Origin of the sequence: Escherichia sp. AM3 (assembly GCF_032029835.1) — a bacterium.
GTDB lineage: Bacteria > Pseudomonadota > Gammaproteobacteria > Enterobacterales > Enterobacteriaceae > Escherichia > Escherichia coli.
The window spans coordinates 34,898-49,060 of the sequence record NZ_JAVUPQ010000010.1; the positions used below are offsets into that span (position 1 = coordinate 34,898).

14 protein-coding genes are annotated in these 14,163 nt (G+C 53.0%); 7 read left to right on the plus strand and 7 right to left on the minus strand.

Annotated features, from left to right (window positions below):
- The first annotated feature begins 186 nt into the window (after positions 1–186).
- Positions 187–1,467 carry a stationary phase inducible protein CsiE gene (gene csiE / locus RTW80_RS06720; RefSeq protein WP_000982997.1) on the plus strand — a complete coding sequence of 427 codons (1,281 nt, stop codon included), beginning with the start codon at positions 187–189 and terminating at the stop codon, positions 1,465–1,467.
- Here the strand turns inward: csiE and RTW80_RS06725 are convergent.
- Positions 1,459–2,598, minus strand: coding sequence for a 3-phenylpropionate MFS transporter (locus RTW80_RS06725; protein WP_000244174.1), 1,140 nt, complete (start codon positions 2,596–2,598; stop codon positions 1,459–1,461). The two genes, csiE and RTW80_RS06725, sit on opposite strands and share 9 nt — an antisense overlap.
- A gap of 159 nt (positions 2,599–2,757) precedes the next feature.
- Complete coding sequence (hcaR, locus tag RTW80_RS06730) at positions 2,758–3,648, minus strand: DNA-binding transcriptional regulator HcaR (RefSeq protein ID WP_000423257.1); 891 nt, start codon at positions 3,646–3,648, stop codon at positions 2,758–2,760.
- A gap of 135 nt (positions 3,649–3,783) precedes the next feature.
- Between hcaR and hcaE the strand changes: the two genes are divergently transcribed.
- The 6 genes from hcaE (at position 3,784) to RTW80_RS06760 (ending at position 8,520) form a co-directional block, all read left to right on the plus strand.
- Positions 3,784–5,145, plus strand: a complete 1,362-nt coding sequence (hcaE, locus tag RTW80_RS06735; protein ID WP_000211172.1) for a 3-phenylpropionate/cinnamic acid dioxygenase subunit alpha — start codon at positions 3,784–3,786, stop codon at positions 5,143–5,145.
- Entirely contained in the window at positions 5,142–5,660 is a 519-nt protein-coding gene (hcaF, locus tag RTW80_RS06740) for a 3-phenylpropionate/cinnamic acid dioxygenase subunit beta (protein WP_001276076.1), read from the plus strand. Before hcaE ends, hcaF begins: the two co-directional genes overlap by 4 nt.
- Entirely contained in the window at positions 5,660–5,980 is a 321-nt protein-coding gene (locus tag RTW80_RS06745; RefSeq protein ID WP_001080102.1) for a bifunctional 3-phenylpropionate/cinnamic acid dioxygenase ferredoxin subunit, read from the plus strand. Before hcaF ends, RTW80_RS06745 begins: the two co-directional genes overlap by 1 nt.
- A complete protein-coding gene (gene hcaB / locus RTW80_RS06750; RefSeq protein ID WP_001281377.1) occupies positions 5,977–6,789 on the plus strand; it encodes a 3-phenylpropionate-dihydrodiol/cinnamic acid-dihydrodiol dehydrogenase in 813 nt (270 codons plus the stop codon). The genes RTW80_RS06745 and hcaB overlap by 4 nt, the downstream gene beginning before the upstream one ends.
- A 9-nt stretch (positions 6,790–6,798) precedes the next feature.
- The gene (gene hcaD / locus RTW80_RS06755; protein ID WP_000660788.1) at positions 6,799–8,001 is read left to right on the plus strand and encodes a phenylpropionate dioxygenase ferredoxin reductase subunit; all 1,203 of its coding nucleotides are present in this window, start codon (positions 6,799–6,801) and stop codon (positions 7,999–8,001) included.
- 96 nt (positions 8,002–8,097) lie between these two features.
- A complete protein-coding gene (locus tag RTW80_RS06760) occupies positions 8,098–8,520 on the plus strand; it encodes a DoxX family protein (protein WP_032180107.1) in 423 nt (140 codons plus the stop codon).
- A gap of 47 nt (positions 8,521–8,567) precedes the next feature.
- Here RTW80_RS06760 and RTW80_RS06765 read toward each other — a convergent pair whose 3' ends face one another.
- The 5 genes from RTW80_RS06765 to RTW80_RS06785 are packed head-to-tail and all read right to left on the minus strand — an operon-like array spanning position 8,568 to position 14,119.
- The gene (locus RTW80_RS06765) at positions 8,568–9,440 is read right to left on the minus strand and encodes an aldose 1-epimerase (protein ID WP_000158547.1); all 873 of its coding nucleotides are present in this window, start codon (positions 9,438–9,440) and stop codon (positions 8,568–8,570) included.
- Positions 9,441–9,451: 11 nt separating this feature from the next.
- Complete coding sequence (locus RTW80_RS06770; RefSeq protein ID WP_000700809.1) at positions 9,452–10,546, minus strand: zinc-dependent alcohol dehydrogenase family protein; 1,095 nt, start codon at positions 10,544–10,546, stop codon at positions 9,452–9,454.
- A 32-nt stretch (positions 10,547–10,578) separates the two neighbouring features.
- Positions 10,579–11,577 (minus strand): ABC transporter permease, encoded by a 999-nt coding sequence (locus RTW80_RS06775; RefSeq protein WP_032247412.1) that lies wholly within the window; start codon positions 11,575–11,577, stop codon positions 10,579–10,581.
- 24 nt (positions 11,578–11,601) lie between these two features.
- Positions 11,602–13,113 (minus strand): sugar ABC transporter ATP-binding protein, encoded by a 1,512-nt coding sequence (locus RTW80_RS06780; RefSeq protein WP_000493471.1) that lies wholly within the window; start codon positions 13,111–13,113, stop codon positions 11,602–11,604.
- A 22-nt stretch (positions 13,114–13,135) separates the two neighbouring features.
- Complete coding sequence (locus RTW80_RS06785) at positions 13,136–14,119, minus strand: substrate-binding domain-containing protein (RefSeq protein WP_001124889.1); 984 nt, start codon at positions 14,117–14,119, stop codon at positions 13,136–13,138.
- Positions 14,120–14,163: the final 44 nt, after the last annotated feature.

A 14,163-nucleotide genomic window follows, 5' to 3' on the forward strand; every position in this document is an offset into this window, starting at 1 on the left:
TGATCGCTAGCACGATAATCATTCACAAAACCACCTTAAGACATGCTAATCCACTGGTCAGAACAGTTTAAGATGAGAAAAATTCTGTGACGCTTGCCAACATTTCTGATGATTAGCATTCCCTTCGTCATTTCCCTGAGCAAACTTTAGCTATTCTTATCAATTATGCTTATGGGAGATCTACAGATGATGCCTACGCTTGCTCCACCATCTGTCCTTTCGGCTCCCCAGCGCCGCTGCCAGATCTTGCTGACGCTCTTTCAGCCGGGGTTGACCGCCACCATGGCAACCTTCAGCGAGCTTAATGGTGTGGATGATGATATTGCCAGTCTTGATATCAGCGAAACAGGACGGGAGATCCTGCGCTATCATCAACTCACACTGACGACTGGTTATGACGGTAGCTACCGGGTTGAAGGTACAGTGCTTAACCAACGTTTGTGTTTATTTCACTGGCTACGACGTGGTTTCCGTCTGTGTCCGTCATTTATTACCAGCCAATTCACCCCCGCCCTGAAGAGTGAATTGAAGCGGCGCGGAATTGCGCGTAACTTTTACGACGATACCAATCTACAAGCGTTAGTGAATCTCTGCTCCCGACGGCTGCAAAAACGCTTTGAATCGCGCGATATTCATTTCCTGTGTCTGTATCTGCAATATTGTTTGCTGCAGCACCACGCTGGAATGACGCCTCAGTTTAATCCGCTCCAACGTCGCTGGGCGGAATCCTGCCTTGAATTTCAGGTAGCGCAGGAAATTGGACGCCACTGGCAGCGTCGGGCGCTCCAGCCTGTACCGCCTGATGAGCCACTGTTTATGGCACTACTTTTTTCCATGTTGCGGGTTCCCGATCCACTGCGGGATGCGCATCAGCGAGACAGACAATTGCGTCAGTCTATCAAACGTCTGGTAAACCATTTTCGTGAGCTGGGAAATGTTCGTTTTTATGATGAACAGGGGTTATGTGATCAGCTTTATACCCACCTCGCCCAGGCGTTAAATCGCAGTTTGTTTGCCATCGGTATTGATAATACCCTGCCGGAAGAGTTCGCCAGACTGTACCCACGCCTGGTGCGCACCACCCGCGCGGCGCTGGCCGGATTTGAAAGTGAATACGGCGTCCATCTTTCTGATGAGGAAAGTGGTCTGGTCGCGGTGATTTTCGGTGCCTGGCTAATGCAGGAAAACGATCTGCATGAAAAACAGATTATTCTACTGACCGGGAATGATAGCGAGCGAGAAGCGCAGATTGAGCAGCAGTTACGCGAACTAACGTTACTGCCGCTCAACATTAAGCATATGTCGGTAAAGGCATTTTTGCAGACAGGCGCTCCGCGTGGCGCGGCACTGATTATTGCGCCTTATACCATGCCATTACCGCTCTTTTCACCACCGCTGATCTATACGGACCTGACGCTGACAACACATCAACAGGAGCAGATCCGCAAAATGCTCGAATCAGCATGAGGGAACAACTTTCGGGCGCAAAAACATTGCCGGCAGCGCCACCAGCGCCATTACCCAGAACACGCCGTGGCCCAGATATTGATACAGGAAACCGGCGAAAACGGTCATGATAGCGATACTGCCGCCCATCGCGACGGCAGAGTAAACCGCCTGTAAACGGATGACTTCGCTACCCTGGCGAGCAGCAATATAACGCATGGCGGCCAGGTGGCAGACCGTGAAGGTGCCGCAATGCAGAATTTGCACCACTATCAACCACGGCAACGCCGTAGTTGCTCCCATAATGCCCCAGCGCACTACGCCGCAAATCGCCGAGATCAACAGCATATCGCGTGCACTACAACGGCGGAAAAGTTTATTACTCAGCGCAAAGATAATGACTTCCGCCACCACGCCCAGCGACCACAAATACCCCACCGCCGAGGCCGAGTAGCCAGCTGCCTGCCAGTAAATGGCGCTAAAACCGTAATAGGCCGCATGTGCCCCCTGCAATAAACAAACGCAGGCCAGAAAGCGCCAGTTCTGGCGAACCAGCGCCAACCACGCTGACCAACCGGTGCTCTCCTGCTGGCGGCTTGCCCCTTGTGGCTGAATCGTCGGACGGATGAGAAAGCCGAGCAGCATGGATGCCACGCCCAACGTCAACAGCGCGAGGATCACCCGATAATCAAACATAGTGACCAGTTTGCCCGTCAGCGCCGAGCCAATGACAAACGCCACCGAGCCCCACAGTCGCACTTTGCCGTAATCAAGCGGGAACTGCTTTTGCCACGTATTCGCCAGTGCATCGGTCAACGGTACCAGCGGTGAGAAAAAGAGGTTAAAGCCAATCATCACCAGCATCAGCCACGCTACGTGCGCCCCCGCCCAGAAGGCGACAGCAAAGAGAAGTGTCAGCAGTGCCAGCACGCGCAAGGCGAAAATCAGGCGGGAAGGATCGCTGACGCGGGGCGCGATGAGCAAACTCCCGAGAAAACGGGCAACCAGACCTGCCCCCAATAACAGGCCGATGGTTTCTGGCGTTAAACCAATCCCTTTAAGCCAGACGCTCCAGAAAGGTAGAAAAATGCCGTAACTAAAAAAGTATGTGAAATAGCCGAGCGCCAACCAGCGCGTGGATTGCAAAACCATGAGTCCCTCCCGTCAGGAGGCGTTAGTCTGGGGTTAATCGAATGTTGGTGCAAGTTGAAAAATAAGAATATTCGAGCCTGCTTCCCGATGTCTGTAACGCCAGTTCACAAGCACTAAAAAACTGAGATCCGCGACGCATGTTGCAAAAATAATGCGTAATTATGCCGTTACGCTTGCCAAACGTTCCTGCACAATGGCGATGAAATCGCGTAATGCCGGCTTCATCTCCCCTTTCTTCCACGCCATCAGTAAAGCAATGGAAGGCACATTTCCGGCAATGGGACGAAAAACAACCTGCCCGGTATTAAAATTATTCATATAACCGGGTATCAAAGTGACGCCCAGCCCCATGCCCACCAGATTCATGGTCACCAGAATATTCGTTGCCACCTGGACGATATTTGGCTGGCTGTTTTCTTGCGCAAACCACGCTTTAACGATCGGCGCAAGCGAACCGGAATACGCCGGATCGGTACTGACGAAATTCACGCCATCCAGTTGCGCGGCGGTGATCTCTTTTTCATGTGCTAAAGGGTGATCAACCGGTAACACCACCACTAATGGTTCGTCAAAAAGCTCCAGATAATCAATCTCCGGGCTATAAACAGGATGGCGCATTAAGCCGACGTCGAGTTCACCACGGCGAATTTTTTCCTCCTGTTGCGTGGTGATTAAACTCACCAGCTCAATCAAGGTGTCTGGCTGTCTGAGACGAAACATCGGTAATACTTTTGGCAATAAATTCACTTCCGCCGATGGCACAAAGCCAATGGTTAATTGTCTGTCTTCCTGAACAATTTTCCGCGCCCGTAATTTGGCATTTTCCGCTTGTTCGAGGATTGCCAGCGCGTCCTGGAGAAAACATTCTCCCGCCGCCGTCAACGCGACTTTGCGCTTATCCCTCACCAGTAACGGAACACCGACACAGTTTTCAAGATCGCGGATCTGGCTGCTTAACGAAGGCTGTGAGGTATGCAGTTTTTCCGCCGCACGGGTAAAGTTCAGTGCCTGCGCCACTGCGACGAAATAGCGTAAATGCCGTAGTTCCATCACCTTCCCCTTGTTATCGAAAAAACGTCTCAGCTGGTAGAAATTAACTATTTCACATATTAGCAACCAACCAGCAACATCCTTATGGCACAAAAATAGAAGGTCAATACATCTTATCTTTCAGGATTAAAAAATATGACCACACCCTCAGATTTGAACATTTACCAACTGATTGACACCCAAAACGGTCGGGTCACTCCGCGTATTTATACCGACCCGGACATTTACCAACTGGAGCTTGAGCGTATTTTCGGTCGTTGCTGGCTATTTCTCGCCCACGAAAGCCAGATCCCAAAACCCGGTGATTTCTTTAACACCTACATGGGAGAAGATGCGGTTGTCGTAGTGCGTCAGAAAGACGGCAGCATCAAGGCGTTTCTCAACCAATGCCGCCACCGGGCCATGCGTGTGAGTTATGCAGATTGCGGCAACACTCGCGCCTTTACCTGCCCGTATCACGGCTGGTCTTATGGCATTAACGGCGAGTTGATCGATGTACCGCTGGAACCTCGCGCCTATCCACAAGGGTTGTGTAAATCCCACTGGGGGCTAAACGAAGTTCCTTGTGTGGAGAGTTATAAAGGGCTGATTTTTGGCAACTGGGATACCAGCGCACCGGGCCTGCGTGATTACCTGGGTGACATTGCCTGGTATCTGGATGGCATGCTGGATCGTCGCGAAGGCGGCACCGAAATTGTCGGCGGCGTACAAAAGTGGGTGATCAACTGCAACTGGAAATTCCCGGCAGAGCAGTTCGCCAGTGACCAGTATCATGCTCTGTTCAGCCATGCTTCTGCCGTTCAGGTATTAGGGGCGAAAGATGATGGCAGCGATAAGCGCCTCGGTGATGGACAAACCGCCCGCCCGGTGTGGGAAACCGCCAAAGATGCGCTGCAATTTGGTCAGGACGGTCACGGTAGCGGTTTCTTCTTTACTGAAAAACCGGATGCTAATGTCTGGGTCGATGGCGCAGTTTCAAGCTATTACCGCGAAACCTATGCCGAAGCAGAACAACGTTTAGGTGAAGTTCGCGCCCTGCGCCTGGCGGGTCATAACAATATTTTCCCCACGCTTTCATGGCTCAACGGCACTGCCACGCTCCGCGTCTGGCATCCGCGCGGCCCTGATCAAGTTGAAGTGTGGGCGTTCTGTATTACTGACAAAGCCGCCTCCGATGAAGTTAAAGCCGCTTTTGAAAACAGCGCCACTCGTGCTTTTGGTCCTGCTGGTTTTCTCGAGCAGGATGACTCGGAGAACTGGTGTGAAATCCAGAAATTGCTTAAAGGCCACCGCGCCCGCAACAGCAAACTGTGTCTGGAAATGGGGCTTGGTCAGGAAAAGCGTCGCGACGACGGCATTCCTGGCATTACTAACTATATTTTCTCAGAAACTGCCGCTCGCGGAATGTACCAACGTTGGGCCGATCTCCTGAGTAGCGAAAGCTGGCAAGAAGTGCTCGATAAAACCGCCGCTTACCAGCAGGAGGTGATGAAATGAGTGCGCAAGTTTCACTGGAGTTACATCACCGCATTAGCCAGTTTCTCTTTCACGAAGCCAGTCTGCTGGATGACTGGAAATTTCGTGACTGGCTGGCACAGCTCGACGAAGAGATTCGTTACACCATGCGCACCACGGTTAACGCGCAAACGCGCGACCGCCGCAAAGGCGTTCAGCCACCGACGACCTGGATTTTTAATGACACCAAAGACCAGCTGGAGCGGCGAATCGCCCGTCTGGAAACGGGCATGGCCTGGGCAGAAGAGCCGCCGTCACGCACTCGTCACTTAATCAGCAACTGCCAGGTAAGCGAAACCGACATCCCAAATGTATTTGCCGTGAGGGTGAATTATCTACTTTATCGGGCACAAAAAGAGCGCGATGAAACATTCTATGTTGGAACGCGTTTCGACAAAGTTCGCCGTCTGGAAGATGACAACTGGCGCTTGCTGGAACGGGATATCGTCCTGGATCAAGCGGTAATCACTTCCCATAACCTGAGTGTACTGTTCTGATGAATCGAATTTATGCGTGTCCCGTTGCGGATGTGCCGGAGGGTGAGGCTCTCCGGATCGATACCTCGCCCGTCATCGCCCTGTTCAACGTTGGCGGCGAGTTTTATGCCATTAACGATCGTTGCAGCCATGGTAATGCGTCAATGTCAGAAGGGTATCTGGAAGATGACGCCACGGTGGAGTGCCCGCTACACGCCGCCAGTTTTTGCCTGAAAACGGGGAAAGCGTTATGCCTGCCCGCCACCGATCCGCTCACCACTTATCCAGTACACGTTGAAGGTGGTGACATTTTCATCGACTTACCGGAGGCGCAGCCATGAGCGATCTGCATAACGAGTCCATTTTTATTACCGGCGGCGGATCGGGATTAGGGCTGGCGCTGGTCGAGCGATTTATCGAAGAAGGCGCGCAGGTTGCCACGCTGGAACTGTCGGCGGCAAAAGTCGCCAGTCTGCGTCAGCGATTTGGCGAACATATTCTGGCGGTGGAAGGTAACGTGACCTGTTATGCCGATTATCAACGCGCGGTCGATCAGATCCTGACTCGTTCCGGCAAGCTGGATTGTTTTATCGGCAATGCAGGCATCTGGGATCACAATGCCTCACTGGTTAATACTCCCGCAGAGACGCTCGAAACCGGCTTCCACGAGCTGTTTAACGTCAACGTACTCGGTTACCTGCTGGGCGCAAAAGCCTGCGCTCCGGCGTTAATCGCCAGTGAAGGCAGCATGATTTTCACACTGTCAAATGCCGCCTGGTATCCTGGCGGCGGTGGCCCGCTGTACACCGCCAGTAAACATGCCGCAACCGGACTTATTCGCCAACTGGCTTATGAACTGGCACCGAAAGTGCGGGTGAATGGCGTCGGCCCGTGTGGTATGGCCAGCGACCTGCGCGGCCCACAGGCGCTCGGGCAAAGTGAAACCTCGATAATGCAGTCTCTGACGCCGGAGAAAATTGCCGCCATTTTACCGCTGCAATTTTTCCCGCAACCGGCGGATTTTACGGGGCCGTATGTGATGTTGGCATCGCGGCGCAATAATCGCGCATTAAGCGGTGTGATGATCAACGCTGATGCGGGTTTAGCGATTCGCGGCATTCGCCACGTAGCGGCTGGGCTGGATCTTTAAGGAAGCACGATGAAAGAAAAAACGATCATTATTGTCGGTGGCGGGCAAGCGGCGGCAATGGCTGCGGCCTCGCTACGCCAGCAAGGGTTCACCGGTGAGCTGCATCTGTTTTCCGATGAGCGACATCTTCCTTATGAACGACCTCCACTCTCGAAATCCATGTTGCTGGAAGATTCCCCGCAGTTACAGCAGGTGTTACCCGCTAACTGGTGGCAGGAAAACAATGTTCATCTGCATTCCGGTGTAACCATCAAAACGCTGGGTCGCGACACACGAGAGTTAGTGTTAACCAACGGCGAAAGCTGGCACTGGGATCAGCTTTTTATAGCAACCGGCGCGGCAGCTCGACCGCTGCCGTTGCTTGATGCACTGGGAGAACGCTGCTTTACCCTACGCCATGCCGGTGATGCCGCCAGACTGCGAGAAGTTCTGCAGCCCGAACGGTCAGTCGTGATTATCGGTGCCGGAACTATTGGTCTGGAACTGGCTGCCAGCGCCACGCAGCGCAGATGTAAGGTGACAGTGATTGAACTGGCGGCAACCGTCATGGGCCGTAATGCACCACCGCCCGTGCAACGCTATCTTTTACAGCGCCACCAGCAGGCTGGTGTGCGCATTCTGCTCAATAATGCCATTGAACATGTGGTCGATGGTGAAAAAGTAGAACTGACGCTGCAAAGTGGGGAAACGCTTCAGGCTGATGTGGTGATTTACGGTATTGGTATCAGCGCCAACGAGCAACTGGCTCGCGAGGCCAACCTTGATACTGCCAATGGCATTGTCATTGATGAGGCTTGCCGCACCTGCGATCCCGCGATCTTTGCCGGTGGCGATGTGGCAATCACTCGTCTTGATAATGGTGCACTACACCGCTGCGAAAGCTGGGAAAACGCCAATAACCAGGCGCAAATTGCCGCTGCCGCAATGTTAGGGCTACCGCTACCGCTACTGCCGCCGCCGTGGTTCTGGAGCGATCAGTACAGTGATAACTTACAGTTTATTGGCGATATGCGTGGCGATGACTGGCTTTGTCGTGGCAACCCGGAAACTCAGAAGGCGATTTGGTTTAATCTGCAAAACGGCGTGCTTATCGGTGCGGTCACGCTGAATCAGGGGCGTGAGATTCGCCCAATTCGCAAATGGATCCAGAGCGGCAAAACGTTTGATGCGAAACTGCTGATAGATGAGAACATCGCGCTTAAATCACTGTAACCAGGATAATTAGCGAATATCTCAATGCCTGGGGCGTGGCGAGGTGCAAGAGTGTGTATTACGTTTAAATCACATTATCTTGCAAAGGGATTGGTTATGAACACACTACGTTATTTTGATTTTGGAGCTGCCCGCCCCGTTTTGTTATTAATTGCCCGTATCGCCGTGGTCTTAATTTTCATTATTTTTGGTTTTCCCAAAATGATGGGCTTTGACGGTACGGTCCAATATATGGCCTCGTTGGGCGCGCCAATGCCGATGCTGGCAGCGATTATTGCGGTAGTTATGGAAGTGCCCGCCGCGATATTAATCGTGCTTGACTTTTTCACCCGTCCGCTGGCGGTGCTGTTTATTTTCTACACGCTGGGTACGGCGGTGATTGGTCACCATTACTGGGATATGACCGGCGATGCGGTTGGGCCAAATATGATTAATTTCTGGAAGAATGTCAGTATCGCTGGCGCGTTCTTGCTATTGGCAATTACCGGGCCGGGGGCAATTTCTCTCGATCGGCGTTAGGAAAGATGCCGGATGCGGCGTGAACGCCTTATCCGGCATTTAATAAATTACAGCCACTCTACCCGCAACGACATCTCTGAAGTTGTTGATTCCCCTGGTGCTAGCGCAATGAGATCACCCCCTTCCGGGCGATGATGATCATCCGGCGCATGGCTCATCGGTTCCAGACAGAAGAAATCAAACGCATATCCTTTATCAAACGCAGGGTCGGAAACAAAGATGAAATAACACGGTGCAGGTGGCGTCGTTTCCATGATGATGGCATAACCTTCCTGCGGCTGCTCGATGCGGGCCTGACCATTCCATCCGGCAAAACCATTGTTCACCCACTGGCGCGGCAACGGCGCGGGCTGGTTAAAATCCAGTTCCTGCGGTAGCTGCTCGCAAAACTCACCCGCCAGCCACTGCTCCCGCTCCAGCCAGTAACCGCTCGCCTGTGCCTGAATCCGCGTTTGCGGCGACAACGGAAAATAAGGATGCCAGCCGGTACCAAATGGCAGCGTCTCTGCCCCTTGATTGGTGACAGAGAGCGTCACCGTCAGCGTATCCGCCGTTAAATGAAACGCCTGACTTACCCGATAGTGATAGACACCGCTGCGATGTTCATACACCAGACACAAACTATCATCGCTGTGCGAGACACATTGCCACTCGCCCAGCCAGCCATCGCCGTGTAGATAGTGCGCATCCCACTCAACATTCGGTTGCAGTTGATACTCACGCCCCTGCCAGACAAAACGATTGCCGCTCACCCGGTTTGCAAATGGCACCAGCGGAAAACATGAGGCATCGGTTGCCACACCGCTTTTTTTACCAGGACGTAAGAGCGGCGTCGTATCGCGCCAGAAGCCTTCGATTACGCCGCCCTGGTCAGAAACGTCCAGCTTTAGCGACCCGTGGGATAAGGTATAGATGGTCATCCGCTAACTCCTTAATCCGGGAAGTTAATCACAACTTTCCCGCATTTGCCGCTCGCCATCAGCGCATAGGCATCACCTGCCTGTTCCAGCGAGAAGCGATGGGTAATGGCGTTACGCGGCCACAGCTTCCAGTCCGTCAGATCATGGGCGCATTTTTCCATATGGAACAGACTGGTCACCCAGGAGCCGATAATCCGCCGTTGATGGTGCATCAGATCGGCGCTGACCTCGAATTCCACTTTTCCGGTTTCACCAATGTAAACCACCCGTCCCCAGTCAGCGGTGGATTGCAGTGCCAGCAAGCGACCTGCGGCATTACCGGAACAATCGAGCGCAACATCCGCGCCACCGTGGGTGAGTTCGGCGATAATCTGCGGCAGACCTTCGGTGGTTGCTAAATAGCCGTGATCCATCACCCCTAACTGTTTTGCCATCGCCAGACGTTCCGGCAGCATATCAACGCCGATGATCCGTTTTGCACCGCGACCTTTCGCCAGCATCATCGCCATCATGCCGACCGGCCCCAGACCGACCACCAGCACGTTATCGCTGCCGGAAACTTCGCCGCGCAAAATCCCTTCATAGGCCGTGCCAACGCCGCAACTGATAAACGCACCATCTTCGTAGCTCAGCGCATCCGGCAGGAGGATCAGATCTTTTTCTTCCGCCAGCAGATATTCGGCATGACCGCCGTCACGCTGCCAGCCGTAAGCCGCTTTTCCTTTGCCAGTACAAGAGATAGGAAAGCCGCGGCGGCAGTTCGGGCAAAAACCACAGCCAGAAATGTGATACACCAGCACGCGGTCGCCCTCTTTAAAATGGCGGCAGCCTTGCCCCATCGCCACAATCTGCCCGCACGGTTCATGACCGTTGATAAATCCTTGGTATAACGGTTTGTCGGGTGCCGCTGCCGTAGCGCGGTGCTGGTGGTAGATATAGTGGACATCGCTTCCGCAAATTCCGGAAGATTTCATTTTGATCAGTACCTGGTTAATCCCTGGTGTCGGCACCGCAACTTCCCGTAGATCGACGGTCGAATTTCCTGGTAAATAAGCTGCCAGCATCGTTTTCATAAATCCCTCATTAACAATACGATTAATTTTCATCCCTGCCGCACCCGCGCCAGGGGCGTTAAGGTTTAGCGTTTCGCTTTACTGCTTCGCTGGGTCAGCAAGATATTCGCCAGCACCGCCACCACGATGATGACGCCGCGTACCACCTGCTGGAAAAAGGAGTTAATACCGAGCAGCACCAGACCGTTACCGATTAGCGTAATCACCAGCACACCAAGCAATGTACCGAACAGGGAACCGCGACCGCCGGAAAGTGCCGTACCGCCGACCACGACCGCGGCGATGACGTCAAACTCCAGACCGTTTGCGGCACCTGCGTTACCAGAACCGAGGCGCGCCGCCAACAAAATGCCGGTCACCGCCGCTAATAATCCCGAAAGGGTAAAGATAAGAATGCGCACCCGACGAACGTTGATGCCGCACAACTGCGCCGCCGTAGCATTACCGCCAACGGCAAAAACCGAGCGCCCGAAGGCGGTTTTGCGGCTGATGAACACAAACAGCGCAAACAACACAATCATGATCAGCGCGGATACCGGCACACCGAGAAATTGTCCGCCCAGCCAGTCCAGCACCTCGTTTTCGTCAATCGGCACTGGCAGTGCGTTCGTCATAAACAGCCCCATTCCGCGCAGGGCGCTCCACAGCCCCATTGTGGCAACGAAACTTGGTACGTTAAACACGCCGCGCAGCACCCCGGCGAGCGTTCCCATCAGCGCGCCTAACAGCAACACCAGCAGACAAGCAATCGCCAACGGAACTTCAAATTGCAGCAAAAATGCCAGGCACACCGAGACAAAAGCCACCATCGGCCCAACGCTGACATCAATCTCACCGGAGATAATAATCAGCGTCATCGCCCAGGCGGCAATCCCAATGGTGGCGGCATCGCGCAGCACGTTCATCTGGTTATTCAATGAGATAAAGCCAGGCGCGTTCAGGGAGAAGACCAGATAAAGAATGGCAATCACCACCAGCAAACCGATCTCATTAATATGGCGACTGACAAATTGTTTGAGCGAGACGCTCTTGCCCTGCGGCAATGGTAATGACGAAGCAGACATCTTCAGGTTCCTCGGTAAAATTCATCAGTGCACAGACAGAATGGCGGACATCAGCTCATCCACATTGACCGGCGAGTGAAACTCCTGCGAGAACGTGCCGTGCTGTAATAACAGGATGCGGTCACACACCAGCGGCAACTCCTCCACTTCACTGGAGATAAACACCACGCTTTTTCCTTCGGCAGCCAGCTCACGGACAATACGGTAAATCTGCTGTTTGGCTTCGATATCGACGCCGCGCGTTGGCTCGTCGAGCAACAAAATCTGGCTGGCGGCATAGACCCAACGACCGATCACTACTTTTTGCTGATTGCCGCCAGAAAGCGTGCCGATGGGCGTTTCGCTACTGGCGGCCTTGACCGTCATCCGCTGCATCACTTCTTCGGTCAGGCGGCGGATGGTGGACCATTGCAGCACTCCGTTGGCGCTGATTTTTTGCCGATTGGTCAGCACTGTATTTTCGTCAACGCCCAACCAGGGAATGATCCCCGCTTCTTTGCGGTTTTCTGGCGTATAGCCAATGCCGCGTTTCAGCATGTCGCCGTAATCGGGGCGCGTGATTTTCTCGCCGTTGATAACAATTTCGCCCTGTTCATACTCCTCCAGCCCAACAATCGCCTTCAGCAATTCACTGCGCCCTGCCCCCAGCAGACCAGCAATGCCGAGCACTTCGCCACGACGTAGCGTAAAACTGATATCCTCCAGCTTGGGCTTATGGCGTAACGCACGGACTTCCAGTACGGCCTGATCCACAATTTCCTGAGGGGCAACCGGCGCAATATCAACGTGATCGCGCCCGAGCATCAGCGACACAATATGATGCGTGGAGGTGTTTTCGAGCATCACATCGCCCGCCACCTGACCATCGCGCATAACGGTGGCACAGGAGGCAATGCGGCGAATTTCTTCCATCCGGTGGCTGACATAAATTACCGCCACGCCCAGTGCCGACATCTTTTTCACCGCGCTGATCACCAGTTCAACTTCCGCACTGGCAAGCGAACTGGTAGGTTCATCAAGAATGACCACGCGCGGCTCGCCCTTCATCACCCGCGCAATTTCCACCAGCTGCTTTTGCGCCGGGCTTAGTGTTGAAACAAGTTGTTCAGGACTAACGTCAACGCCCAACGCCTGTAAGCAACGTTGGGCATCCTGCGCCATTTGCAGGTAATCAATCATGCCGTTGCGGCGGGGCCACTGACCGAGGCAGAGGTTTTCCGCCACCGTCAGCCCTTCCACCAGACTTAACTCCTGATAAACCGCGCGTACCCCCAGTTCAGCGGCACGGCGAGTCAGCGTAGCTTCGTCGCCTTCCAGTCGCGTCTCGCCAATCCAGATATCACCGCTATCCGGACGTTCGCTACCGGTAAGCATTCGAATGAGGGTCGATTTGCCCGCGCCGTTTTTGCCTAACAGCGCACGAACTTCGCCTTTATTGAGCGTGAAGTTAACGTTATCCAACGCAACGACGCCGGGATAACGCTTATTTCCTGCCACCACTTTTGCTACCGGGACTGCCTCTGTTGCCGTGAACATAGGGACCTCTGCGAATCAGCGATTAGGGCAGACCATCAACGTGCGTTGCCAGCCACTGTTTACCGTCTTCCGTTTTGGTATAGAGATCGATAGGCACCTGAATCACTTTTTCACCGTCGGCTTGTTTATTGATAACCTTCAATGTTTGCGCGAAAACAGCATTGCCCATTTTCTTACCGGAAATATCCACTACCGCTTTCAGCACCTGATTGTTTTCCAGCTCCTGAGCAATTTCGGTTGTCATATCCGAACCGAAAACAGCAATTTTTCCGGCCTGATTTTGATTACGTACCGCTTTTACCGCGCCGAGTGTCGCACCGCCCGATTCCCCCATAATGGCGTTGAGATCCGGCGTGGAGATAATCAGTTTTTCACCAACGGAAATCGCTTTATCTAAAACAGTCCCTTCCTGATTAGCGACAATTTGCGCGCCGGGAACGCGGGCTTTTAATACTTCTTCAAACCCTTTACGTCGTTGCACACAAACTTCAAAGGCTTCGCAATTGATGACGGCAATTTTCGGCTGGTCAATTTTATTGGCAATAAAATAATCGGCGGCAGCGTTACCCAGTTTTTTACCAAATTCCAGTGGATCGCCGACCAGATACGCCGAGACATATTTATCGACACCCTTTTGATTAATACAGGTGTTGTAGCAAATCACCGGAATACCCGCTTCACTGGCGCGACGAACGGTACGGCTACTGCCATTTTCAGACACTGCCGATAAAATAATGGCATCGACATTACGCGCCACGAGGGTATCAACAAAGGTACTTTCTTTCGAAATATCACCCTGGGCGTTAGTTTCAATTAACTGTACCTGTACTGAAGAATCTTTTGCCGCATCCTGAACGCCCTGACGCACTCCAGCGTAATATCCCTGGGTATCAAGGTATATTGCACCAATGGTCATTTCTTTATCCGCAGCCCTGGCAAATAGTGCGCTACCTAATAGCGTAGCCATTAATAATAGATTACGGGTTGTTCTCATTTTTTTAGGCATAGTGCCTCCTGTAGGGTTTTTATTAACAACGGCTTATTCTAATT

Excerpts from the sequence above, each read along its gene's own strand:
- csiE (WP_000982997.1), top strand. The coding sequence starts at position 187 with ATGATGCCTACGCTTGCTCCACCATCTGTCCTTTCGGCTCCCCAGCGC.
- RTW80_RS06725 (WP_000244174.1), bottom strand. The coding sequence starts at position 2,598 with ATGGTTTTGCAATCCACGCGCTGGTTGGCGCTCGGCTATTTCACATAC.
- hcaR (WP_000423257.1), bottom strand. The coding sequence starts at position 3,648 with ATGGAACTACGGCATTTACGCTATTTCGTCGCAGTGGCGCAGGCACTG.
- hcaE (WP_000211172.1), top strand. The coding sequence starts at position 3,784 with ATGACCACACCCTCAGATTTGAACATTTACCAACTGATTGACACCCAA.
- hcaF (WP_001276076.1), top strand. The coding sequence starts at position 5,142 with ATGAGTGCGCAAGTTTCACTGGAGTTACATCACCGCATTAGCCAGTTT.
- RTW80_RS06745 (WP_001080102.1), top strand. The coding sequence starts at position 5,660 with ATGAATCGAATTTATGCGTGTCCCGTTGCGGATGTGCCGGAGGGTGAG.
- hcaB (WP_001281377.1), top strand. The coding sequence starts at position 5,977 with ATGAGCGATCTGCATAACGAGTCCATTTTTATTACCGGCGGCGGATCG.
- hcaD (WP_000660788.1), top strand. The coding sequence starts at position 6,799 with ATGAAAGAAAAAACGATCATTATTGTCGGTGGCGGGCAAGCGGCGGCA.
- RTW80_RS06760 (WP_032180107.1), top strand. The coding sequence starts at position 8,098 with ATGAACACACTACGTTATTTTGATTTTGGAGCTGCCCGCCCCGTTTTG.
- RTW80_RS06765 (WP_000158547.1), bottom strand. The coding sequence starts at position 9,440 with ATGACCATCTATACCTTATCCCACGGGTCGCTAAAGCTGGACGTTTCT.
- RTW80_RS06770 (WP_000700809.1), bottom strand. The coding sequence starts at position 10,546 with ATGAAAATTAATCGTATTGTTAATGAGGGATTTATGAAAACGATGCTG.
- RTW80_RS06775 (WP_032247412.1), bottom strand. The coding sequence starts at position 11,577 with ATGTCTGCTTCGTCATTACCATTGCCGCAGGGCAAGAGCGTCTCGCTC.
- RTW80_RS06780 (WP_000493471.1), bottom strand. The coding sequence starts at position 13,113 with ATGTTCACGGCAACAGAGGCAGTCCCGGTAGCAAAAGTGGTGGCAGGA.
- RTW80_RS06785 (WP_001124889.1), bottom strand. The coding sequence starts at position 14,119 with ATGCCTAAAAAAATGAGAACAACCCGTAATCTATTATTAATGGCTACG.